Below are 24,385 nucleotides of genomic sequence, written 5' to 3' on the forward strand. Positions count from 1 at the left end.
TCTTACTGTTACAATTAATAATTTATTTTTTATATATTCAATCCATAAATAGAAAGCCATTTACATATCTTAAAAAAATAAATACTTTCACCCCACACTTTCCCACATTAATCCTGTATATTATTTCCAAAGATAGTATACAACCTTAGAAGAATCACTATTAAATTATTGATGTTAACTTAAAATTTTCATCAAAAGAAAAAACTAAATTCATGAATTTTTTTATCTATGTAAACAGTTTAAAAAAACTCCCTTTTCTTTGATGATTGGCAATAAAGAGCATTTTATTACTTTTCTTCAAAATTATTTTGTCCCAAGTATAATTTGAGTTTTGTTTATTTTCTGCAAAAGATAAACAATCCCCTATCGAATAAAAAAGTCTCTAATGATACATCAACATATCAAAAGAGACTAAAAATTTCCTTGCTGCAACAAGGAAATAAAACTATTGTTTCACTTGTAAATCTACACAAAATGTTAGTAAACACCCTATTTTATCAATTAATATTTCCTGTCCTATCTTTTACTGGAATAAAAAACGCATTTCCCCCTCATTAATGCCTGTTTTAATCGCTTGGTTAGCTAAGCTAATGCTATGCGGTTTCAACGAATTCTTGTAGTAATATTACAACGCCAATTATATACCAAAAGACATAAACACATAGTTTTCAGTTTAGAGAAGTAGTGAGCTCTAGTTTTATTGGAACCGTGTGCTTTATAAGAGCTTTTCACAAGGGGGTAGTGCCTCTTTCAGCGCTCTTTTTGAGGTAGTAGAAAATATCGACTACCACTAAAATAACTGTTTAAATGATCTAAAACCTTGGCTTATACCTAGTGTTTTATAGGCACAGGCAGTAGTGAGCCTGTCCGAAAAAAGCATTTATTAGATGATTTAAATTAAAGTTAGAACCAACTGATTTTCGTATCAGTTGGTTTTTTATATATTAAATAGACCATTAATCCCTTTTTTTGATTCTACTTTTTTCTATCTATCTATTAACAATATCATTCTAACAATAAAAAGTAAAATTAGCAGGCTACGAATTTCCCATTATAAGTAAAAATGCTTACTTTTGCCCTCATTATAAATCCTGCTACTTGTTTATCAAGCGACACAGGGTATTTTTGACTAAAAAAAGTTAATTAAAAATGGCTTTAAAAATCCGTTTACAGCGTAAAGGACGCAAGAAGAAACCTTTTTATCACATCGTAGCAGCTGATGCTCGTGCTCCACGTGATGGTAAATTTATTCAGAAGATGGGTACTTATAACCCATTAACTGTTCCTGCTACTATCGAGTTGGACATTGATGCAGCTTACGACTGGTTGATGAAAGGTGCGCAACCAACAGACACTGCTCGCGCAATTCTTAAGTTTAAAGGCGTATACTACAAGAAACACCTTCAACGTGGTGTAGCTAAAGGTGCCTTTGACCAAGAGACTGCTGACAAAATGTTGAATGAGTGGCTAGAAGCAAAAGAAGCAAAAGTTGAAAAACGTAAAGATGCTACTAAAGATGCTGCTGAAGCTCGTCGCAAAAAAATCTTCGGTGTTGCTCCTGTCAAAAAAGAAGAGCCTGTAGAAGAAGCTGCAGAGGAAACAACTGAAGAAGTTGCTACTGAAACAGCAGAAGATGCAACTCCAACTGATGACAACGCAGAAGCTTAGTCTAAAGTTGTTCTCCATTAATTGGAGTACAATCAAAAAAGCGAAACTCATGAAAATGAGTTTCGCTTTTATATTTTTATCGGTTCTACGTTTGTTACTCTTTCTCAAACCGCATTTCTTGAATCAAATAAGTACTTCCTACTTTCTTAAAGAAAATATATACTCTATATTTCCCTCCTCCTGCTGATAAGTTTCCAATACAATAGTAAGAGGCTCCATCTCGAGCACCACCACTATGAACCAAACTACAACTGCTTGGGCTGTGTTGTTGAAAAAAGCCATTAACTACTGAAATAGCTTGGGCTTTAGCATAAGAACCGTCTTTATCGCCTACTGTAACTTCTACATTAGCATCCATATAAGTTCCTATTTCTGTTGTGTTGCCTGCTTTTATTGCGTTAATTACAGCATTAAAATTAGGCTGTCCGTACAATGATGTTGCTACCAATAGTAGTAATAGTGTTTTCATGATTTTAAAATTGACTTGTCATAGAATTTGATAGTTGACCTTAAGTTGCCAAAAATAAGTCTGCCATTTTTAATAGTTTCTCTGAACCTAATTCTTTATATTATAACAAAGATATTCGTTCTTCTGTTCCTCCTTTTTGATCTTAATCCTTAAACTTCATAGTAAAAAACGATGCTCACAATATCCCTATTATATTTTACGTTAATTACATTAGCCCACTAAAAATACGTAACAGCAACGCAATTAACTATTTTCGTTTCAAAATAACTGGTGGACTATGATAAAATAGTAACGATTTTATTTTTTCTTTATTGTCTTTGTTCTCAAACAAATTAGTGAAGCGTAATACTCTATCTAGTAGTATTGGGGGGAAACAAGATATTTGTCACTACACAACTATCAGGTAAAGGTTTTTTTTAGAGTATAACAAAACTTTGTCTTACCAAATAGCTTAATAGTGTACTCGGATAGATCCTATCAGGATGTAATTATCGTTGAATATAAGGCAATGATGTTATGTTTTGTAAACATAACACATGGTTTGTTTTAGAACAGTTACTTTTTTCTCTTTTGGCTTAAATAAAAGTACAATCAAAAAAGGAAAACTCATAAAATATTCAATGTTTTTTCTATCTTTGTCCCCCTTGTATACAAAAAAAACGTTCCATAACCTATTAATACAATTCCATTATGTTTGGAAAAAATGGTAATACCCCAAAGAATAATTCAAAGTCCTCAACCAATACCACTTCCTCTTTAGAAGTTTGTAACATTGCTTTAGGCACAACCATAGAAGGTAGTTTTAAAGCAGAAGCAAATATTAGATTGGAGGGCTCTATTTATGGTAATGTTTCTTGTTCTGGTCGTATTGTAATGTCCAAAAATGCATATATCAAAGGTGATATTATCTGCCAAAACATTGTTTCTGAAGGGAAAGTAGAAGGGAATATTGTTGCCAAAGAAAAGGTTCACTTATTTGCAACAGCTATTGTTGAGGGCAATATCAAATATACTAAATTACAAATTGAAGAAGGGGCTATTTTTAATGGTCAAGCTATGTGCGCCAAAAGTACAACAGCACCTTCTATAAAAGAGGGTTAAAATGCTCAAAAAAACGTTGATTCAAAGTTTACATTTTTTTTCACGTAGCATTCCTTTACCTTGGCTTAGGGCTCTTAGTGGTCAACGTTTTATCTCCATTTTTTATCATACGATTAGCAACCAAGAGCTTCCTCATATCAAGCATTTATACCGCGTTCGTAATACTACTTTATTTGAACAAGACTTGGATTATTTGCTAAATTTTTTCACTCCAATTGGTATAACCGAATTAATTGAAGCCATCTATCATGAAAAACCCTTACCTTCAAATGCTTTTTTTCTTAGTTTTGATGATGGGTTAGCCGAATGTTACCATGTGATTGCTCCTATTCTCAAAAGAAAAGGAATCCCTGCTACTTTTTTTATCAATTCAGACTTCGTAGACAACAAAGGGCTTATGTTTCGCTACAAGGCTAGTTATTTAATCGAAGAATTAAGCAAACAATCCATCCCACATTCAAAAATTGCTCCCTTTTTTAAATCTTATCAGCTGCCTTTTTCGGATTTAAAAAGTAGTCTACTATCTGTTCGGTGGTTGCAACAAAACTTACTAGATGATTTAGCGGCTGCCTTTGATGTTGATTTTAACAGTTTTTTGAAACAACAAGAACCCTATTTGACCCAGCAAGAAATTTCCCAAATGATTGCCGATGGGTTCACTTTTGGTAGTCACAGTCAAAATCACCCAACTTATAATGCGATTGAGTTAAAGGATCAAATACAGCAAACTCTTTTAAGTCAAACTTATCTAAAAGAAGTTTTTCAACTTCCTTATCAAATTTTTGCCTTTCCTTTTACAGATAGTGGTGTTTCTAAGGCTTTTTTTGATAAAATTTTGGGAGAAGAAAAGTTTCAACTTACCTTTGGAGGAGCAGGACTTAAACACGAAACTATCCAAGGACAATTGCAGCGATTTGGCATGGAAACCCAGCAATTAAATTCCCCCAAACAATTGCTCCATACAGAGTATTGTTATTATATCATCAAGTCTATTTTTAGAAAGAATACGATTTATAGAAGTTAAGATGGCACTTAAAATCACAGTTATTGGTGCTGGAAATGTTGGTTTCCATTTGGCACAACGTTTATATAAATATGGGCATTGTATTTGCCAAGTATTTAGTCGTACTCCAGCAAAAGCATCTCACTTAGCAAAACTTGTTAAAGCTAAAGGAATCAGCAACTTAAAAGACATTTCTTTAGAAGCAGATATCTATATATTAGCTATAAAAGATGATAGCATAAAAATTATAACTGAGGAAATTTCTTTTTTAGGAAAGTACAACAAACTAATTGCCCATACCTCTGGTTCTGTTGCTAGCGATGTTTTTACCAAGCATTTTGCCAATTACGGTATTTTTTATCCCCTTCAGACCTTCTCAACAACTAAGAAGGTAGATTTTGAAAAACTTCCTTTCTGCATTTACGGCAATAATTCTTCTACAGAAAAACAATTGTTCCAATTAGCTGAAAGTATTTGCCCCAATGTCTACTTGATTAATGATGAGCAGCGAGCTATTTTACACGTTACAGCAGTTATTGTTAATAATTTCAGCAATTATCTTTATGGAATTGCGCACGATATTTGCGCTGATCAAAATGTTCCCTTCGACATTCTAAAACCATTAATTTACGAAACCGTTCGAAAGATTGATTTATCTAGTCCACAAGATGTGCAAACGGGTCCAGCTGTTCGAGGAGATTTAGACACAATCGCCAAACACATTGAGTTCTTAAAAAAATATCCTGACCACCAAGCACTCTATGAATTGATAAGCTCCAGAATTATTAACCAAATTAAACAACGAGCATTGGTAGACAAATAGGCAAACAAATTCAACCATTAATATTATGAGAAAGGTTCTATTATTCAGCAGTTTAGTTTTTTTAGCTTTTCTAAGTTACTCCTGTGAAAAAGAAATCAACCTAAAAGCGCAAACGCCTCCTGGACAACTTTATGCCAATTCAATTCTCAACCCTGATAGTGTCTTTAGAGTATTCATTAGCTACTCCACGGCTATCACCGCACCTCTAAACGAAATTGAGGACCGACTCACACAGGCTATTGATGCTGTTGTGGTCATAAAGGATGATAATGGAGCTATTATAGACACCTTAGAATTTATTCAAAAGGTTTATTCGGGTATCAACAGCAGCTTTTTAGTTTTTGAATCTATCGAGGGTTTGCGCCCCTTGCCGAGCCAAACATATGAATTGTATGTTAGTGAACCAGCTATTAAAAATAGTAAAATCATCTCTGCACAAGCAACGCTACCAACTTCATTCGCTCCCATTTATGCTAAAAAGCGAAACCCGAGACGTGTAATCACAGGTACCGACCAAACTTTTGCTATAGATTTGGCTTGGGAAGATCCTAATCCTCAACAAGAAAATCTATTTATTATAGAAGCAACTTATAGAAATATCGACTGGGCTTGGGGATTTCCAGAATTAGCCAAAAGTGAATTATACTCTATTGCATCTGAGAACGACAATGAAGAAATTGGTCCTGCTAATGGTAAATTCTTTTATATTTTTATTGATGATAATAAGCTTCGAGACCGTCAACGTACGGATAGTATTTTTACTAGAATAGGAGTTCTTACCCATACATTTGACCAATGGGTAGATTATGGCAATCCTTTTAGTAGTGAACTTTTAATTCATGTCCACCATGTTAGCGAAGATTTGTACGACTATTATCAAGATGTAGAGAAATATAGAATTAATAGCTCTGGAACCGACATATTTGCTCAACCTGTCCCTGTTAGAGGAAACGTTCAAGGAGGTTTGGGGATTCTAGGAACAGAGATTGTACAAGAAGCTGTCTTGATTTATCAATAAACAAACAAAGGAAAACCCCTTTATCAATTACTCTAACAACCGAATGCCTCTATCTTCTAACGAGATTCGTTTTTGTTTGTACAACGCCCCAATTGATTTTTTAAAGGTCTTTTTGCTCATTCCCAACTGTTTTTTAATTAACTCTGGGCTGCTTTTGTCTGTCAACAAGAGGTAACCATCTCGTTTTTTTAAGAGATTTAAAATCTTTTGCGCGTTATCTTCCACTTTGGCATAACCATCTTTTTCTAAACGTATGTCCAATTTTCCATCTTCGCGAACTCTATGAATATAAGCCGCTCTTGTCATGCCTACTTTCAAGTTCTCAAACAACTCATTGGCATAAATTAATCCTTTGTAACGATTATTAACAATAACATTAGTTCCCAATTCTGACCTTCCCCAAACAGTAACAAGCACCTCATCACCTACTTCTACTACATCTTCTTCTACATCCACTAGATCCAAAAATTGTTCAATTTTAGTAGACCCTGCCAATCGATCCGTTTGCCCATCTAAATACATATACACTAAATAGTACTTATCTACTTCCATAGCTACTTTTTGTTCTCTAAATGGAATAAATAAGTCTTTTCCAACGCCATAATCTACAAAAGCACCATGTTCGCTTACATCGGACACCTTTAAGCTCGCAAACTCATACAATGTTATTTTAGGTTCTTCAGTAGTTGCCACCAACCGTTCTTCGTTGTCTCTATAAATATAGACTTCTAAATAATCTCCAACAGCTGTTCCTTCTGGAATGAACTTACCTGGCAATAGCACATCATTCCCCTCTTTATCCTCTAAGTATAAACCATGAGGGGTACTTCTAGCCACCTCTAATAGGTTATATTTTCCTAATTCAATCATTTTTATTTTAAATTAATCGTTTTGCTAGCACTGCACCCAACAAGCACTTAATCAGCTAATACAAATACGTTTTTTATTTTTCAATTTCCTGCTTTTAATTCCCTTACCCAATTTTATCTTATAAACATTCGGTAGTAAAAGAACCTAGGCTATTTTGGCACAAAGCTACAAAAAAAGAGCTTCCTTAACTAGGAAGCTCTATTCTATTTTACCATTGAGCAATTAAATTACTCCGCAACAATCATTTTAAGTACCTTCGAAGACATTCCTTTTTGTATTTCCACCCAGTACATTCCCCCGACAATATTGGGTACATCGATCGTGTATTGTTCCTTCTTATCCCAGTAAGCTTCTTGCATATAAATCACCTTTCCATACACATCTCGAACTCTCAGGATCACATCGCCAGATGTTCCTTTGTTTTCAATTGTAAAACGTCCTATGTTAGGGTTAGGAAATAGCGCATAAGCATCTTCAAGAACTAAAGTTTGCGTTCCTCCACAAATCGAAAGATCTACATTAACCGTTTCTATTGCGGGGCAATTTCCATTGCTAGTATAAGTCACCACATAGTTACCTGCTACCGATGCCGCCAAATCAATTTCTCCTGTCGTTGTATTTGCAAAGACCAAACCACTAGAACTGGCTGTATAGGTTCCTGCACTAACACCTGTTACGCTAATGATTGGGTTAACCCCGATATTCAAACAAATGGTTGTATCTGTATAACCAAATGTAGCGACATCAGCTGCCAAAATCGTAACCGCATTGCTACTTGAGCTTGGACAACTTCCTGTTACAGCATAAGTAACGGTGTAAGTTCCTACTGTAGATGCCGCCAAATCAATTTCTCCCGTTGTTCCATTTAAGATCAAACCAGTAGTACTAGTAAAGGTTCCTCCTGGATTTCCTGTAATTGTTGGAATTGGATTGGTCGCATTTTGACAATAATTCGCAGTACTATAATTAAATGAAGCATCACCTGTCGCTGTAATTGTCACTGATAAGGTACTAGAACTTGGACAGGGGCCATTTGTTGTGTAAGTTAAATCATAAGTCCCCACAGCAGAAGCAGAAACGTCAATTTCTCCTGTCGCTGAATTAACCATTAAGCCTGCTGGAAGTACGGTAAAAGTACCTCCTGACAAATTAACTGTAGGAATTGGGTCTGCCGCATTTTGGCAGAATGTCGCTCCGCCATACGTAAACGAAGCATCGTCTGTAGCCTCAATAGTAATGCTCACTAAGGCAGAATTGGGGCAGGGACCATTTGTTGTATACGTCACATTGTAGGTTCCTGCTGTCGAGGCAGCTACATCAATTTCGCCTGTTGTTCCATCAATAGAAAGCCCTGTCGTGCTCGTAAAAGTACCACCTGACAAACCAGTTATTGTTGCTACCAAATTACTTCCATTCTGACAAGCACTAACTGCATTATAAGAAAAAGAAGCATCATCTGCATCAGTAATTGTGATGAATATTGTATTTGAATTTGGACAGGGTCCATTTGTTGTATACGTCACATTATAGGTTCCTGCTGTTGCACTAGAAACATCTATGGTTCCTGTACTAGAATTGATCACTAATCCTCCTCCTGCGGACCATACGCCTCCCGACAAACCTCCTGTTGGAGTAGGATCGATTCCATTTTGGCAAAAAGTATTACCACCATAAGTAAATGAAGCATTATCAGTCGCCATAATTACTACTGAACTTGTCGAGGTATTGGGGCAAGTTCCGTTAGTAGTATAGGTCACAGTATAGCTACCTGCTGTTGAAGCAGAAACATCAATCAAACCGCTGTTGCTGTTTATAGCTAACCCTGTTGTACTTGTAAATGTTCCTCCTGCTAGTCCTGTCACTGTCGCTACTAGATCAGTTCCATTTTGACAAGCACTAGCTGCACTGTAAGAGAAAGAAGCATCATCGATTGTTAGAATCGTTACACTTGCTGTACTTGAACTCGGACAACTTCCTGTTACACTATAGGTAACAGTATACGTACCTGCTGTGGTGTTTGCTAAATCAATCGTACCTGTTGTTCCATCTATAGCCAAACCTGATGTGCTGCTAAAGCTTCCTCCAGGATTTCCTGTAATAGTTGGCGTAGGATTGTTTCCATTCAAACAATAACTAGTACTAGAATAATTAAAAGAAGAGTTTCCTGTTGTCGTTATTGTAATATTTTGTGTACTTGAACTTGGGCAGGTGCCATTGGTGGTATAAGTGACAACATAAGAGCCCGCTGTTGAGGCTGAAACATCTATTTGCCCTGTATTTCCATTAATGGATAAGCCTGTGGTACTTGAAAACGTTCCCCCAGCCAAGTTTACCGTAGGTGTTGGGTCTACTGCGTTCTGACAAAAAGTTGCTCCACCATAAGTAAATGATGCGTCATCAGCTGCATCAATTGTAATCGTTGCTGTTGCTGTATTGGGGCATGATCCATTCGTAGTATAAGTCACCACATAGGTTCCTACTGTCGAAGCACTTACATCTATCTGCCCTGTATTTCCATTAATGGATAAGCCTGTAGTACTTGTAAAGGCACCTCCTGCCAAACCTGTTACTGTTGCCGTAAGGTCTGTCCCATTTTGACAAGCACTTGTCGCATTGTATGAGAACGAAGCATTGTCTGTTGCCGTAATCGTTATAGTCGCACTATTAGAATTTGGACAAGGTCCATTCGTCGTATAGGTTACATTATAAGTTCCTGCCGTTGAGGCACTCAAATCTATCGTACCAGTTCCTGAATTGATTACCAGACCTGCTGTTGCCGACCAAACACCTCCTGCCAAACTTCCTGTTGGCGTGGGATCGGTTCCATTCTGACAAAAAGTATTGCCACCATAAGTAAACGAAGCATTATCTGCAGCTGTAATCGTCACAGTTACGGTCGTAGTCGATGGACATGATCCGTTGGTGGTGTAGGTCACGTTATAGGTTCCTGTATTAGATGCTGAAACATCTATTTGCCCGCTAGTAGCGTTAATAGCCAAACCTGCGGTGCTTGTAAAGGTACCTCCTGTTGTTCCTGCAATACTAGGACTAGGGTCACTTCCATTTTGACAATAAGAAACCGAAGAATAGCTAAATGATGAATTATCCGTTGGAGTTATTGTAACTGTTTGCGTTGAATTGTTAGGGCAGGTACCTTGTGTGCTATAAAAAATTGTATACGTTCCCGCCGTTGAAGCAGAGACGTCTATAGTTCCTGTATTAATATTGATTGCCAAACCAGATGCACTACTAAATGTTCCTCCTGTTAACCCTGTTATCGTTGGGGTCGGATCACTTCCATTCTGACAATAAGAAGAAGAACTATAGTTAAACCCTGCATTATCTAAAGCAGTAATCGTAACAGCTACATTCGAACTATTCGGACAAGGACCTGAAGTCGTGTAAATTACAGTATAGGTTCCTGCTACGGATGCACTCAAATCAATTTGTCCTGTATTGTTGTTAATAGACAAACCTGATGTGCTACTAAATGTACCACCACCTGAGCCTGTAATCGTTGGCGTCGGATCGTTAGCATTTTGACAATAAGCAGTATTGCTATATGAAAAATTAGCATTATCAACATTATTAATTGTAATTAAATCTGTCGAACTAGTAGGACAAGGTCCTGCGGTTGTATACATTATAGTATAAGTTCCTGCGGTTGATGCACTCAAGTCGATTTGTCCTGTACTGCTGTTAATCGACAAGCCTGTTGTGCTACTAAATGTGCCACCTCCTGCTCCTGCAATTGTTGGGGTTGGATCATTGTTATTTTTACAATAAGCAGACGAACTATATGCAAATGTGGGGTTATCTAAGGCATTAATAACAACCGTCTGCGTGGTGCTATTCGGACAAGTTCCCGATGTCGCATATGTCACAACATAGGTTCCTGCGGTTGACGCACTTAAATCTATTTGACCAGTATTACTATTAATAGACAAACCTGACGTACTGCTAAAAGAACCTCCACCTAAACCTGTAATCGTTGGTGTCGGGTCGTTGGCGTTTTGGCAATACGAAGGCGAGGAATAATTAAATCCTGCATTATCCGTAGCGTTAACAACTACTGATTGGGTGGCAGTATTCGGACAGATTCCAGATGTGGTATAGGTCACGGTATAAGTTCCTGCCGTTGAGGCACTCAAATCTATCTGCCCTGTATTGCTATTAATGGATAAACCTGACGTGCTACTAAAAGAACCGCCGCCTAAACCTGTAATCGTTGGCGTCGGGTCACTCCCGTTTTGACAATACGAAGACGAAGAATAACTAAACCCTGCATTGTCCAAAGCATTTACTGTTACTGCTTGAGTAGTACTATTCGGGCAAGTCCCAGAGGTCGTATAAGTCACAGTATAAGTCCCTACAGTTGAGGCACTCAAATCTATCTGCCCTGTATTGCTGTTGATGGACAAGCCTGACGTACTACTAAAAGAACCACCACTTAAGCCTGTAATTGCTGGTGTCGGGTCACTTCCATTTTGACAATACGAAGACGAAGAATAACTAAACCCTGCATTGTCTGCCGCATTGATAGTAATAGCCTGTGTAGAATTATTAGAACAAGAACCTGTTGTGGTATAGGTAACGGTATAAGTTCCCGCTGTTGAGGCACTTAAATCTATCTGCCCTGTATTGCTATTAATCGCTAAGCCAAGTGTACTACTATAACTTCCCCCTGAAGTAACAGCAGTTGGTGTAGGATCGTTTTGATTTTGGCAATAACTACTGTTGGCATACGAAAAAGTAGCATCATCAATACTAGTAATTGATATTGCAAATGTTCCAACAGTTGGACATGGTCCATTCGTGATATACCCTACCGAATAAGAGCCAATAGCTGAAGCCGATACATCAATTTCACCAGTCGAACCATTAATCACTAAACCTGCTGGAGAAGCCTGAAAACTTCCTCCCGCCAACCCCGTAATAGTTGGTGTCGGATCCGATTCATTAACACAATAAGAAGATTTGCTATATGTAAACGAAGCATCATCTGTCGCTACAACGGTAACAACATCCGTTGCGGTTCCTGTTGCATAGGTATATGTTACGGTATAAGTATTGGGTGTTGATGCACTCAAATCTATTTGCCCACTTGTTGTATTCAAACTAAGTCCAACAGGTGAAGCCGAAAAACTTCCTCCTGACGTTCCTGTAATTACTGGCGTCGGATCAGCAGAGCCCTGGCAATAAGAAGCTTGGCTATAATCAATACTTGCTGCCGCTTGTTCTGTCAGAACTACAGAAACAGGTCCTGCTGGATCGTCTCCAGAGGTTGCATTATTACCATTTCCAACAATCCCATCTGAGTAGATAGTAACATTCCCTGTCCCAATGGCAGGTGCTGTCCAAGAGGCAATAAACACAAAGTTATTTGCTGTCAAAGCTGGGCTACTGTGTTCTACATACTGTCTAGAGCCAATTGTAGATATTTGCGTATTGGTTTGGGGATTCGAAAAGGTTCCTGCTTGAGCATTGGAACTTGTCAAGGCAACAGCTTGAAAACCTCTTGAAAAACCAAAATTACTTGCTATATCAAACTCTACAGTATATGTATCTCCTGGAATATATGAAGTGACAACACTTCCTCCACTATCTTTAACCCTGACAGTAAGCGTTACGTTATTCAAGGCTCCACTATGACAAGAACCACAATTGGTTCCATTTGCTATTGGGCTTCCCGTTCGGTCTATACCAAATTGAGCCGCTAACCCCAATCGTTTGCTTTGTAGGACATAGGTGGCAAAGATGGAGAATGCTAAAATGTAAATAAATCTTAGTTTCATATAGTTAGTGTTAAGTGAAAAAATCTTTTTTAAGAACGTTGCTAAAGGGTAGAATGTCCCTTGATATTGGTAACAATATAGAAATGCAGCTATAAGGATATGGAGGTATGTAGTATAATGTAACCTATTTGCTTCTAAATTGTTTTTATAAATAGAGGATATTTATGCTTTCGTCTTTTTATGTAATACTTAACAGCCTTATTACTTCTCTATATTTGTTTTATAAATGAAGTAGTGTGCTCATTATGGTATGAGCTATTTGCCCCTTTATAATCGTAGGACTCCTTTGCGTGGCTACTTTCAGAATTCTCTCTGTGTTCTTTTAAGAATATTAAGACTGGACAATTGACTCTCTCAATGTCTCTTTTTTAAAATACATAATAATTCTTAATACTACATTGATTTTTTAGTTTTTTATAAAAAAACATAAAAAACATGAGTCATCCCGAATTTTCTAAAGCACATTGACAAAATAAAAATGTTAAGATAAAATGGATGGCTTTTCTAAGTCTGTAAATCGGCATCGAAGTCTTTCGGTGCCGATTTCCTGTTCTAGGACACCAAATATTAATGATAGTAGTCATAGTTGCTCTAAAGTTCCTCAACATCCGAAACAAAAAATCCATTACCAAAGTAACTAACATCAACATTTTAAGACGATTTTCAAAGAACCAAAGCCTAGGAGACTCCATACCCAACTCTGATTTTCCATATCTAAAAACCTGTTCAATATCCCATCGTTTCATATAAGAATAGAACATTTCCCATGCTTTGCCACAAGTGTCAATTACTTCATTGGTTAGCAAGTACATAGGAGAAGTGCCTTTGCGTTTATCACGAACAATAACGAGGTATAAATCTGTTTGGGGAAACCATGGATGAGCTACTTTTCGGTAGAGTATTTTGACGCTTCTCGTTTCTTTCCGAATATTATCCCATATTAGGCGATGATCCTTAGCTTTTTGTCCCAGAGAAAGACGATAGGTATTTTTCTTCACTCCATTTTCATCAATCAAATTATTAAGCTTTTTCCAACGAACTAGAAACTTTGCTTTAAAGTTGAGCATACGTTCTACAAAAACACCATTGGCATAACCTCTATCAAAGACATGAAGCACATCCGCTTGTGTAGATGCTACACGTTTATTTAGAGCATTAAACATCCGATAAAATATCTCCGAACTTTCCTCTTTATGTTTACCTCTTGTGGCAAACCAACGCATTTTAGATATTTGAGGAACTTCCTTCGCATGCAAGGAGGTTAAAACTGCACCCGACCACTCAAATCCAGGAACACAAATACGTTTATGCTTATCATAATAACCTGGTTTTATTCGTGTTAACCGTTGACTCTTCTTACTGTGTACTGGGCTTAGCCCTTCACTAAACCAACTTTCGGGCTTTTCTAGTACACTATCATCCCAGAGCATCAACCAACTTTTTCCTAATTCTTGCTTATCTTCCAATCTAGCAACAAACTCTTCTTCTAAATGTTGATCTATTATTTGGTAATCCCATTTCTTACTGCGAAATAAATTACTCACACGTTTTACTCCTGCTTTAGCTTTTTTAGGACCAAGAACTAAGGCGCCTAACTCGGTCAATAGCAAGGCATCTGAACGATTTCTTGACATTAAAACTGCTATAAATACATTATAAAATGTACGCACCAAACGTTTATCTAAATCTTCATCTAGTTTTAAGAGTAATTTAGACAAGTATTGATGTGAGCGATGTAAAATTGTCCATCCTGCTCCATTCTCTTTATTGATATTTTCTGTATCTTGTAGTTTATTATAATACATAGGAATCTCTAATTTTTTGTGGTAATTAAATCTAGTAGATTCCTATCTTTTTTCCAAAAAAAAAGTCATCGCCGAAAAATTCGGGATGACTCATGTTAAGACTTGATGATATAGTTAAACGTAATTATTTTTATTTCGTTGTGGTTTCAACAGACTATTGAGTCAATAAACAATGCTTATTGTACAATCATTTGTTGTGTTTGGCGAGTTTTCACTCCTTGCATCTCAACAACATAGATTCCTGACACTAAGTTTTTGCAATAAATAGAATGAGAAACACCATGATTTAGGATTACATTTTCTGAGTAAACAGAACGTCCTTCCATATTATACACTTGAATTGTAATCGGTCCAGACTCCCCTTTATTGGTAAACACAAAAGAACCATCATTAGGAATAGGAAAAATATCAAAACTAGCCTCTTCTCTATTCAAATCATTGACAGGACTAACAGTACTTTCTGATAATACTACTTGTTCTGTTGGAGAAGTATTGTCACCTGCGGTACCTGAACCATTTACAGCCATTCCAATTCCATACACTGTAACGGCTCCTGTTCCTGTCGCAGGCGCTTCCCAAGTTGCAGTAAAAACACCTGTTCCGCTTCTTCCTTGATGCTCTACAAACTCTCTACCATTACTAATAGACGATAGTTGTGTATTCGATGTTGTTGTTGTCAAGAAATCTCCTGCATTAGCATTTGCAGCATCTAAAATTACAGCTTGCATACCATACCCACTAGGTGTTCCTCCACTAGTTACATTAAAGCTTATTGTATAGGTATCTCCTGGTACGTAACTTGTTACAGCTGTTCCTGAAGCATCGCTTACAGTGATATTAATTTGGGGATTAGAAAAAGCCCCGTTGTTGGCATGACAAGCAGTACAATTAGTGCCTAATGCCCCTGGTGCTCCTGTTCTATCTTGACCACCTATAGCTGCACGTCCTCCTGATGCACTTTGAAGAATAAATAAACAAGCAACCCCGAAAAATAGAACTCCTAGTAATTGTGTTTTCATAATTTTAATTTAGATTATTTTTGTTTGTTAACCATTTTTAGTTAAACAAAGGTAGTCTATACTTGTTAACAAAAATTACAAAAAATTGCAATTCTATTGCAAAAAATGGCAGTTTGAAAGGTATTTATTCTCAATATGCCTTAGCTTATAGTATAATATTCTCTGCAACTTTCGTAAGTTTGATACATTGCACGACCTAATATGATAGCTTTATTCAAAATAAACATTATGCCTCGATGTCATTTTGCGCTCTGGACGCTGTTCATTAGCATTTTTGGGAGCGGCACCACTTCCGTTTGTGGACAGGTTATCATTACACTAGAAGATAGCCTCTTATTTAAACAATGTGCGACACTTCCTATAACGACACCCAACTATACTTTTTCTTGCCCTACTAACAGGAGATATTGGGAGGATGAATTTGTAAAAGAAGAAAAGCAAGCCATTACAGAACTTCTAAAAGCCTTTGAAAAATCTCCTACTGATCACCAACTAGCCATCAGCATTGCTCGCAACTACCAATCCGTTCGTGATACCTCTAAGTATAAGACATACCTAACCTACGCCTATCAACAATGTTTGCAACAGTACAAGCAGTTTCCTGATAGCTTTGAAATTGTACGCAACCTTGTCCATGTGCTAGAAGAAGAGCAAAACTTTCAAGAAGCCGTAACTCTTTTAAATCAATATGTCGCCAAGCACTCCAAAGACATTCGTGCATTGACTCAATATGCCTTGCAGCTATCTAATCACGGAGCAATACAAAAAGCTAGATTTGTTCTAGAAGAAGCCTACTTACTAGCTCCTAAGCATTCAGAAATCTATTTTGCAGCCATGATAGTGGAGTTCAATAATGTTATCCTTCAAGTCAAAAAGCTAGCTTCTTGCCCCAAGCCGCCATTAAAAAAAATTAATGCCATTTCCATTGAAGATAAATTTTTCAAAAAAGCAATTGCCAACCAAAGGATTACATCAGCCGAAGTGGGCTTAGATGCAGCCAATATATTTGCAATTTTTCATAGAACTATATTAAAAGTACCCAACAAAAAAATTGGCAAAGAAAACATTGCTATTACTCTCACTCCTTCTGATGCCAAGTTATTGCGCAAAATTGAAAGAAGTGTTCAAAAACAGTTACAAAGTAGCATTAAGATCCCTGCGTTTGTTTACCCAACCCTATGTGTCATTAAAATTTTACAAGGTAAAACCAATGATGCCGTTCAAGTATTCAAAAATAGTGGTTCTATTTTAGCACAAAATACAGATTTGTTGCGCTTATTAGCTTTAAGTTATTGCCTACAATTAGATTATGATAATGCCATATTATTTTTAAGAAAAACCATCTCTATTGTCCCCAATTCCTTGGATTTATATACATTGGGATGCTTGTATGTTTATCAAAATCAATTAGAAAAAGCTTGTAATATTTTTGACCAAGCAAGAAATATAAACCCACTAAATAAAAAAAACGTTTGTGCAAAAGCTGCCATATACATCCAACAAGGAGACTTTGAGAAAGCCTACAATTTAGTTGATTCTTATCCTAGTTTTCTAAAAGATGATATTGACTCTTTTCACTTGAATTATTTTACCGCATTGCTTAGCTTGACCAAAGGAAATAAAAATGATGCTTTTAAACGACTAAAAGCCATCCATGCGCAGAGCGAATACAAAGAAAATGCTAAAAAACTATTAGCACACTTTTTTAAAGCAGAAGAAGAAAAGTAAACTAATATTTAATGAAAATTGTAGTTTTGCAGCAAAACTGACAATATGAAAATTTTTAGCACCTTTATTTTAATAACGTTACTCAGTGGAACCCTCTCTGCACAAATCCTAAATGCAGATCGTTTTGGTGCCAAACTAGATTCCACCACTACCTTTAAAGCCCTATTCGATGTTGGATTTACCATACAAAAACAAATAGATTTAATTTTTTCATTCGATAGCAAATTAGACTTATCCTATTATTACAAAAGAAGCCTTTTTGTATTAATTGGCAATTTTAAGCTATTTAGAAGTGGAAGTACCAATATCTTGAATGGAGGTTTTGCTCATGGACGAGTTAGAATTTTAAAAGACAACTGGGTGCATCCAGAGTTTTTTGGTCAATATCAACTAGATGGCATTCGAGGTATGGAAACTCGCGTATTGGGTGGTGGAAACTTACGTTTTATCCTAACAGAATATGATCAAGGACATTTGCACCTCGGCTTAGGAGCAATGTATGAATTTGAACGTTGGAATTATAGTGCCATCCCCTCATCCATTACCATTGCAGACGAAACACCTATAGAAAATCACTTTATAAAGCTCAATTGCTACCTTTCATTCACCCAAAAAATAAAGGAACTTGCTTATTTTCAAGTGACCGCTTATTTTCAAGCCCGCCCCGATAGTTTCATTCGTTATCCTAGAATTTCGCTCAATGGAAAAATGACTTTTAAGTTTACTAAAAACATTCACTTTGCCATTATTTATAACCTATTTTATGACGCCCTTCCTCCCGTTCCTATTGATCATCTTTATTTTTCTTTTATCAATAAGTTAACGTTTAGCTTTTAAAGCATTGTTAATTTTGAAAAAACACGAATCTGAAAAGCAGATTCGTGTTTTTTCAAAATAGTACAACAATCTACCAATACCTTACGCTACATAAGATAAAGTATATGTTTTTTGATCTGCACTATCTATTATAGTCAACTGAATTTGGCTACCTACCTTGGCACCGCTATAAGTATAACTGTTTCCAGCTCCTGTTACAATAGTTCCTGACGAAATAACTTCATAATTAGAGCTACTTATCATAAATGTAATATCATTTTTGACCAATCCATTAAAACTCACTAGAGTAAACTCATACGGATTCGTTGACGAAGCTGTCAAAGTATACCCAACATTATTAGTTGTATTTGAATTTCCAGCAGCATCTACGGTTACTACTGTGGCACTAACTGAACCTGTTCCTACATACAACTTGTTAACAGCAACACAACTAGAATTGTTTCTTTCATAACCATCCTCACAAATACAAGTACCATTACTACAAGTACCATTATTACAAACTACCCCTGAACAAGGATCACAAGAAACAACTGTTAATGCTCCCATAATCATCATAGCAAAACCTGCTAAAGAATTCATCAATGTTTTCATAAATCATTTTTTAAATTGAATAATTTTACTCTAATACCTTTTACAAACATCTACTAAAGTCTTACAAATCAATGCCAAGCAACCAACCTACTGTCAATTTGATCTCGATTAAACACATAAATTAGGCAAACATTTCATGACTTAATACTCTGTTGATAACTGGCTACCTCTAAATATAAAAACAAAAAAGCACCTCTAAAAATAGAAGTACTTTTATTTATTGATTGATTAAATTATTGTCAAGCAAATAAACGGAAAACAATCATAGATATATTTTCAGCTCCTTCAAGTATCATTGCTTAATCAACTTTCGTTGAATACGTTGATCGTTCATCGTCAATGCAACAACATAAGTAGCAGTTGGGATATCTTCCAAATCTAGTTCAATCTTATTCAATCCTAAAACTGTTCTTAGAGTACCTTCTTTTATCGTCTGTCCAACAATGTCTTGAATTTCATAAGTCAGTTCTGCTTCTGCATCAGCATCAAACTCTACAAAAAAGGTTCCTTTTGTTGGGTTAGGATAAATTGCAACGCCTCCCAAATTATCATCTCCACGAGACAAGACAACGGTATTAGAATATTCAAAGCTTCCATCTTGAGTCAATGATTTTAAACGATAGTATCTAGAACCTATACCAGGAAGCACATCGGTATAACTATAATTAGTTAAAGAATTTCCATTATTTAATGCTACTGTTTCTGATAAGACAGCAAAATCTATCCCATTAGTAGAACGCTCCAAAACATATCGGTCTACTTGCTTTTCGTCTTGAACCTCCCATGTCAAAAGATTATCTACATCATTCTTCACTCCACTAAAAGAAACTAATTTGGTGTTTAATAAAATAATAGAAGAGCTAATTGTAAACAAATCGGCTCCTTCTGTATCTACGATAACCAAGTAAACTTCACCAGGGTTTCCTGTTGTTGTTAAAGTCAAATCCCCTAGAGGCAAGCCAGATGTTGCATTGGTTCCCACATCATTACAATCAACAAAACTACCACCAGTAAACGTTGGGCAAGCAGCATTTACTGGTCCATACAGAGCAGCTTGTACTCCTGTTATGCCTGCACCAGCTCCTGACACCAAAACATTTAATATAGATGGTCCTGTGGGAGCACATTCTACGGTGTAAAAAATAGGCTGTTGAGTTAAGTCCATCCCTCCAGAACAAGGAAATCTACCATAAACACTTCTAGCCGCTGCATACTGTTGCAAATCATCCCCAATAGCATTAGGGCGAGCATTAATTGGTCCAGGATTATAACTTGGCACACAGATATTATTAACAATCTCTGAGAAAGTACCGCCTCCATTTGTAGCACTTTGAGCACCTATACATCCCGATGTATTCCACCAATCTACAGTCGTACTAATCCCATTTCCTGATGGTTGCGTAATTGGTGTAATATTCAAATTCATTCCTACAAAATCAATACAAGCATTAGAACACTCTGCATCGGTGGTTGTCGTCCATGTTGCGCCCACACTCAAAGGATTGCCATCATTAGTATTAAAATTCAAACCAAACAACTGGCAATTGGCTCCTGCCACTGCTGCTGAATAATCTTGTAATGGAAAAATTCCATTTGTTTCCATAGCAACAACAAGATCATTACAAACCAAGCAATAGGTTTGAGTATGCCCTGTGGTATTATAATTCAAGGCCAAAGTATTCAACGTATCTATCTCACAAATTGTCATCTCCTCACACACCACAATTGGACAGCCCGAGCCATAAGGTAATGAATAATCCAAACAATTATTCACATCATCATTACCATAAACCTCTACATTAAACCAAGGCTGCCCCACCACTAACAAAGGGGCGACTGCTGCTGATTCATTATTATCATAATTAACAGCATATAAATTATAAAATCCAGCTGGAACAGCCAAAAAGTCAGGTGTTGGGCTCGTAGCAAAAATATTTCCTTGATTATCTACTAGGACATATACATGCGTATACAACAGTGGATTTGCTGCATTGCCTGTAGGTGGAGTTCCTTGTACGATTCCTGTTATATTATTAATAAAGTCACATTGTGCTGTAGCAGGTTGACTAAAAAGTCCACACAAAAGGAATAATGTTCCTATGCTAAACAGTTGACAATGCTTTGTTATATAGCTAGTCATAATTGTTTTTTTTCAAGTTTGAACATTACCAATTTCCTGCATCTGCAGCACAAGGGGTTGGATTTACAATACCACAATTTGTCGCCGCAGTGTTTCCTCCTGCTGCTGTTAAAGTGATGTCCTGTACCACATTGGCGTAATTTGTTACCACCAATACATAAATTTCACCTACAGCAACTCCTGTCAAGCTAACTTGCTCTGTTGGTGACGTGCTGTAACTACAATCGACAGGAGCTGGTAAAGTTCCACAAGCTGCATTAGCAGCGGCAACATTAGCGTAAGGTCCCCAAATAGCAAAATCAATATCCGAAACAGCAGACAAATCAAATATTAAATTCCCTGCTGTCGATATTTCAAAATAATACCAAGATGGATTAGGTTGTGTCAACAAACAACCATAATCATTTCCGCCTGCTGCTGTTGAACCAATACCCGCAGTATAACAATACGTGTTATCGGTACAAATTGGTTGAGCTTGCGCACAGCTATTTCCTCCCGCACCTCCTGCACATGGACCTGATCCAGAACCACCTCCATCGTGTACGCAAATATCAAATGTTCCATTGTTATCTCCGCCGTACTCCCATACTCTAATCCAAATAGTTTCTCCTGGCACCAAAGTATTTTGATCAATCATTGCCATGGCTCCATTGGCACTATCATCATCGTCACAATCTAGCTCTGTTAAAGCGCCACAAGTTCCTCTATAAATTGCCATTCCCCCATCTGTAATAACGCCCGTATTGGTATCAAAAATCAAATGTCCTGAAGCAGGCACAGTTACTGTAAACCACACATCCGCACCGTTGTAATTGGCACAAGTTGGAACCGTTGTTCCTGCTGTTAAGCTTGAATTTCCTGCCCCTGCATTAGTAAACGTTGAAAAGTTACAAGCAGCACCTACAGTTAATGCTGTTGCCGTACAAGGCTCATCATTACTTGGTCCACTAGCTGCTGGGTTACCATCTACCACACAAATATCAAATGTTCCATTGTTATCACCTCCATACTCCCATACTCTAACCCAAACCGTTGCTCCTGGTGTCAATGTCGAATTGTCAATCATTGGCATCAACCCATTCGCACTGTCATCATCGTCACATTCTACCAAGGTCAAGGAAGCACATGTGCCAGTGTAGATTGCCATTCCCCCGTCTGTAATAACGCCCGTATTGGTATCAAAAATCAAATGTCCAGATCCTGGTACAGTCACCGTAAACCACACATCTGATCCAACATAGTTGGCGCATCCAGGCGCAGGCGCACTGGCGGTTGCAGTTGCTCCTGCTGTAGTAAAAGAGCCAAAGGAACAAGAAGTATTTACAGCTAAGGCAGAAGCACTACAGGGGTCATCTGCTTGTCCAAATGTATTTTGGAACATGAAGCCAAAGGCCAACAAAAAGAGTGTAAATTTTTTATAATTCATAATATTGGAATTCTATCATTCTTAATTAATTATTTGCTTAATAGCAAACTAGATTTACATACAAATTCAAAAGAACACAGTTATCGTTTCTTTTTTTCAAAGGCTTTTACATCCTCCAGTGTCAATGCAGTCCCTTCATAAATAATCTTATCTTCTAGATTATCAATATAAGTACGCTCTGCCTCTGGACGACTTTCGTAATCTTGTCTAGAAATAATTTTTATATTTCTGTCTCGATTAGAATCTAGCCATTTGGTTAATTTATATTTACGCTCTTCTTGTTTTTTTTCAGCATTTACTATTTCAAGCTTCTTTGCTGTTGCATTTTCACAAATAGTCTTAAAAGAAACATAACTACCTTCTACATTTTTTGCTTCAAAGGCTTCCAAGTCCTTCTGAGTGACCTCTTGATCATAGATCAAAGTCTGTTTATTAGCATCCATAATTGCTTTTACAGAAGGTGACATTTGTTGGTACTCTTTTGTTGAGAGCAAAGTAACATTGCCTTTATTCGCAATAAGCCATTCCTTAATGATTGCTTTCTTCTCTTGATTTTGAGCCGTCGCTGTCCAACTAGACATACAGAGTATCACTACCAAAGAGAAAAATGCTTTCGGGGTCAATTTTTTCATTTTTACAATTTTAAGTTGAATAAAAATAATTAATACATATAGAGTGGTGTCCTTTCATACTCAACCAACTTTTTGTTGGCAATAAGACTATAACGCCATACAAAATATCATTTTAGTTTTGAATCTTATTTAGAATTAGTCATAAACTCCTATACTTTTTTGAAGAATTAAAAAGTCTTCTTAGAAACGTACAAATATCATATTCTAGTCTAATAAGTTACAATTAATTAACAAGTAAATATAAATTAATATCCTACAAAACAACAGTCAAGCCAAATATATAATCAAATAAAAATCAAAAATCAAAACATAGTTTTAACAAAAAGTGTTTTCAAAAAATACGCATATCTAAGAAGTTTTTTATCGAAAAAAAGTTTTCTAGTATCTGATTTCAGCTTTTTTTTTGCAGAATAAATTCACAAAAACATTTTACCCGACATAAAAGCACTATAAAACAATTACATACCGAGTTTTCACTTTTTTATAAAATAACACTTTATGCTCTACACACTTTAGCACATCCTAACAACGCAACAAACATTTGAATTGTACAAACAACTCTATGATTAATTTTTAATAATTTTTATTTAAAAAAATTAAAAAAGACAAAAAAAAATATGCACAAAACTGATTTACAAAATACTACAAGACATTTTTAACCCAAAAAAAACTTTTTTTTATAGCAAAAAGTCTCTTAAACAAAAAAAAAGCCTTTTCTTTACAAGTAGCAATACCCCCAATAATAATATTTCACCAAATAACACTTTTATGTAATATTATTTCATATTGCTTTCACCCCAAATAAATTGATCCCTAAACTCTCTAAATGCAAGAGATTTAATACACAAAAGGCCCCTCATTTATCAAATTAGGCTATTTGTTATCTAAGGTTTCCCATTAAAAATTGTCTCTGAACTTTTTTTAACTTATTAACAAAGTCAACATGAAAAATTTTTTACCAAAACTATTCGTAGTTTTTTGGTTCCTACATGGAACAACCTCATCCTTCTCTCAAACTGCCAACAATGCAGTAGCGAACAATAGCGTATATGCAAACAATCAAAAAATTGAAGAAGTGTATGGTTCTCATTTTTTTGACAACAAGCAAGACTTGCTTCGGCATTTTCATCGCCTACTAAACCACAGAATTGAATACAAAATCCTTCCTTTTCGTTCAGATGAGAAATACACAAAACTTTCACAAGTTCCGTTAATGAACAAGCATGGTGAGCTCATCTTAGACAGAAACTTCAACCCCAACACTTTCAATCCTTTACGGTACGATTTAAACTTCTTTTCAAAGCAAACTCAAATCTATAGAATTGACGATAGCGACTATATCCTTATCATCAAACCTCAATAAAATTCCCCTATTTTAAAAATAATACTCCGTTGATTTTTTAGTTTTCCTACGAAAAACGTAAAAAAGCATCTTGCATTAGTTTGATTATCAGTCTTTT

Annotated in this window: 17 protein-coding genes; 8 read left to right on the forward strand and 9 right to left on the reverse strand. The window is 36.3% G+C overall.

The genetic code is table 11. The annotated features are described in order from the left end of the window. The first annotated feature begins 1,149 nt into the window (after positions 1–1,149). A complete protein-coding gene (locus QP953_RS17235) occupies positions 1,150–1,668 on the forward strand; it encodes a 30S ribosomal protein S16 (protein ID WP_052597129.1) in 519 nt (172 codons plus the stop codon). 94 nt (positions 1,669–1,762) lie between these two features. Here the strand turns inward: QP953_RS17235 and QP953_RS17240 are convergent, their stop codons facing one another. Beyond that, entirely contained in the window at positions 1,763–2,137 is a 375-nt protein-coding gene (locus QP953_RS17240) for a DUF4783 domain-containing protein (protein WP_052597132.1), read from the reverse strand. Positions 2,138–2,827: 690 nt separating this feature from the next. On the opposite strand from QP953_RS17240, the gene QP953_RS17245 reads away from it, so the two are divergent. Genes QP953_RS17245 through QP953_RS17260 form a run of 4 tightly spaced genes read left to right on the forward strand, consistent with a single transcriptional unit; the run spans position 2,828 to position 6,082 of the window. Continuing rightward, a complete protein-coding gene (locus QP953_RS17245) occupies positions 2,828–3,238 on the forward strand; it encodes a polymer-forming cytoskeletal protein (RefSeq protein WP_052597135.1) in 411 nt (136 codons plus the stop codon). A gap of 1 nt (position 3,239) precedes the next feature. Beyond that, a complete protein-coding gene (locus QP953_RS17250) occupies positions 3,240–4,262 on the forward strand; it encodes a polysaccharide deacetylase family protein (RefSeq protein WP_309552056.1) in 1,023 nt (340 codons plus the stop codon). 1 nt (position 4,263) lies between these two features. Beyond that, positions 4,264–5,064: a Rossmann-like and DUF2520 domain-containing protein gene (locus tag QP953_RS17255; protein ID WP_052597139.1), complete on the forward strand. Its 801-nt coding sequence runs from the start codon at positions 4,264–4,266 to the stop codon at positions 5,062–5,064. Positions 5,065–5,089: 25 nt separating this feature from the next. Beyond that, positions 5,090–6,082: a DUF4249 family protein gene (locus tag QP953_RS17260; RefSeq protein WP_309552058.1), complete on the forward strand. Its 993-nt coding sequence runs from the start codon at positions 5,090–5,092 to the stop codon at positions 6,080–6,082. Between the two features lie 27 nt (positions 6,083–6,109). On the opposite strand, the gene QP953_RS17265 is transcribed toward QP953_RS17260, so the two are convergent. From QP953_RS17265 to QP953_RS17280, 4 genes are all read right to left on the reverse strand, one after another. Further along, on the reverse strand, positions 6,110–6,952 hold the full coding sequence (locus tag QP953_RS17265; protein WP_309552060.1) for a S1-like domain-containing RNA-binding protein: 843 nt from the start codon (positions 6,950–6,952) through the stop codon (positions 6,110–6,112). A 227-nt stretch (positions 6,953–7,179) separates the two neighbouring features. Then, positions 7,180–12,747, reverse strand: a complete 5,568-nt coding sequence (locus tag QP953_RS17270; RefSeq protein ID WP_309552062.1) for a choice-of-anchor V domain-containing protein — start codon at positions 12,745–12,747, stop codon at positions 7,180–7,182. Between the two features lie 440 nt (positions 12,748–13,187). Next, entirely contained in the window at positions 13,188–14,552 is a 1,365-nt protein-coding gene (locus QP953_RS17275; protein ID WP_052600389.1) for a hypothetical protein, read from the reverse strand. 176 nt (positions 14,553–14,728) lie between these two features. Next, positions 14,729–15,571 carry a choice-of-anchor V domain-containing protein gene (locus tag QP953_RS17280; protein ID WP_052597145.1) on the reverse strand — a complete coding sequence of 281 codons (843 nt, stop codon included), beginning with the start codon at positions 15,569–15,571 and terminating at the stop codon, positions 14,729–14,731. A 228-nt stretch (positions 15,572–15,799) separates the two neighbouring features. On the opposite strand from QP953_RS17280, the gene QP953_RS17285 reads away from it, so the two are divergent. Continuing rightward, positions 15,800–17,299 (forward strand): CDC27 family protein, encoded by a 1,500-nt coding sequence (locus QP953_RS17285; RefSeq protein ID WP_309552064.1) that lies wholly within the window; start codon positions 15,800–15,802, stop codon positions 17,297–17,299. 45 nt (positions 17,300–17,344) lie between these two features. Then, positions 17,345–18,136 (forward strand): DUF481 domain-containing protein, encoded by a 792-nt coding sequence (locus tag QP953_RS17290; protein WP_052597149.1) that lies wholly within the window; start codon positions 17,345–17,347, stop codon positions 18,134–18,136. 81 nt (positions 18,137–18,217) lie between these two features. Here the strand turns inward: QP953_RS17290 and QP953_RS17295 are convergent, their stop codons facing one another. The 4 genes from QP953_RS17295 to QP953_RS17310 form a co-directional block, all read right to left on the reverse strand. Next, positions 18,218–18,727 (reverse strand): hypothetical protein, encoded by a 510-nt coding sequence (locus QP953_RS17295; protein WP_052597151.1) that lies wholly within the window; start codon positions 18,725–18,727, stop codon positions 18,218–18,220. 292 nt (positions 18,728–19,019) lie between these two features. Beyond that, the gene (locus tag QP953_RS17300) at positions 19,020–20,867 is read right to left on the reverse strand and encodes a T9SS type A sorting domain-containing protein (RefSeq protein ID WP_309552066.1); all 1,848 of its coding nucleotides are present in this window, start codon (positions 20,865–20,867) and stop codon (positions 19,020–19,022) included. A 25-nt stretch (positions 20,868–20,892) separates the two neighbouring features. Beyond that, positions 20,893–22,293, reverse strand: coding sequence for a hypothetical protein (locus tag QP953_RS17305; protein ID WP_309552067.1), 1,401 nt, complete (start codon positions 22,291–22,293; stop codon positions 20,893–20,895). 80 nt (positions 22,294–22,373) lie between these two features. After that, positions 22,374–22,925, reverse strand: coding sequence for a hypothetical protein (locus QP953_RS17310; protein ID WP_309552069.1), 552 nt, complete (start codon positions 22,923–22,925; stop codon positions 22,374–22,376). Positions 22,926–23,868: 943 nt separating this feature from the next. Here QP953_RS17310 and QP953_RS17315 point away from each other — a divergent pair. Further along, complete coding sequence (locus QP953_RS17315) at positions 23,869–24,288, forward strand: hypothetical protein (protein WP_309552071.1); 420 nt, start codon at positions 23,869–23,871, stop codon at positions 24,286–24,288. Positions 24,289–24,385 lie beyond the last annotated feature (97 nt).

The sequence above is a fragment of the Aureispira sp. CCB-E genome (genome assembly GCF_031326345.1).
Taxonomy (GTDB): Bacteria; Bacteroidota; Bacteroidia; order Chitinophagales; family Saprospiraceae; genus Aureispira.

Coding starts and splice junctions, on each gene's coding strand:
- QP953_RS17280 (WP_052597145.1), bottom strand. CDS start 15,571: ATGAAAACACAATTACTAGGAGTTCTATTTTTCGGGGTTGCTTGTTTA.
- QP953_RS17315 (WP_309552071.1), top strand. CDS start 23,869: ATGAAAAATTTTTTACCAAAACTATTCGTAGTTTTTTGGTTCCTACAT.
- QP953_RS17305 (WP_309552067.1), bottom strand. CDS start 22,293: ATGAATTATAAAAAATTTACACTCTTTTTGTTGGCCTTTGGCTTCATG.
- QP953_RS17260 (WP_309552058.1), top strand. CDS start 5,090: ATGAGAAAGGTTCTATTATTCAGCAGTTTAGTTTTTTTAGCTTTTCTA.
- QP953_RS17265 (WP_309552060.1), bottom strand. CDS start 6,952: ATGATTGAATTAGGAAAATATAACCTATTAGAGGTGGCTAGAAGTACC.
- QP953_RS17250 (WP_309552056.1), top strand. CDS start 3,240: ATGCTCAAAAAAACGTTGATTCAAAGTTTACATTTTTTTTCACGTAGC.
- QP953_RS17290 (WP_052597149.1), top strand. CDS start 17,345: ATGAAAATTTTTAGCACCTTTATTTTAATAACGTTACTCAGTGGAACC.
- QP953_RS17255 (WP_052597139.1), top strand. CDS start 4,264: ATGGCACTTAAAATCACAGTTATTGGTGCTGGAAATGTTGGTTTCCAT.
- QP953_RS17240 (WP_052597132.1), bottom strand. CDS start 2,137: ATGAAAACACTATTACTACTATTGGTAGCAACATCATTGTACGGACAG.
- QP953_RS17235 (WP_052597129.1), top strand. CDS start 1,150: ATGGCTTTAAAAATCCGTTTACAGCGTAAAGGACGCAAGAAGAAACCT.
- QP953_RS17245 (WP_052597135.1), top strand. CDS start 2,828: ATGTTTGGAAAAAATGGTAATACCCCAAAGAATAATTCAAAGTCCTCA.
- QP953_RS17300 (WP_309552066.1), bottom strand. CDS start 20,867: ATGACTAGCTATATAACAAAGCATTGTCAACTGTTTAGCATAGGAACA.
- QP953_RS17295 (WP_052597151.1), bottom strand. CDS start 18,727: ATGAAAACATTGATGAATTCTTTAGCAGGTTTTGCTATGATGATTATG.
- QP953_RS17270 (WP_309552062.1), bottom strand. CDS start 12,747: ATGAAACTAAGATTTATTTACATTTTAGCATTCTCCATCTTTGCCACC.
- QP953_RS17310 (WP_309552069.1), bottom strand. CDS start 22,925: ATGAAAAAATTGACCCCGAAAGCATTTTTCTCTTTGGTAGTGATACTC.
- QP953_RS17285 (WP_309552064.1), top strand. CDS start 15,800: ATGCCTCGATGTCATTTTGCGCTCTGGACGCTGTTCATTAGCATTTTT.
- QP953_RS17275 (WP_052600389.1), bottom strand. CDS start 14,552: ATGTATTATAATAAACTACAAGATACAGAAAATATCAATAAAGAGAAT.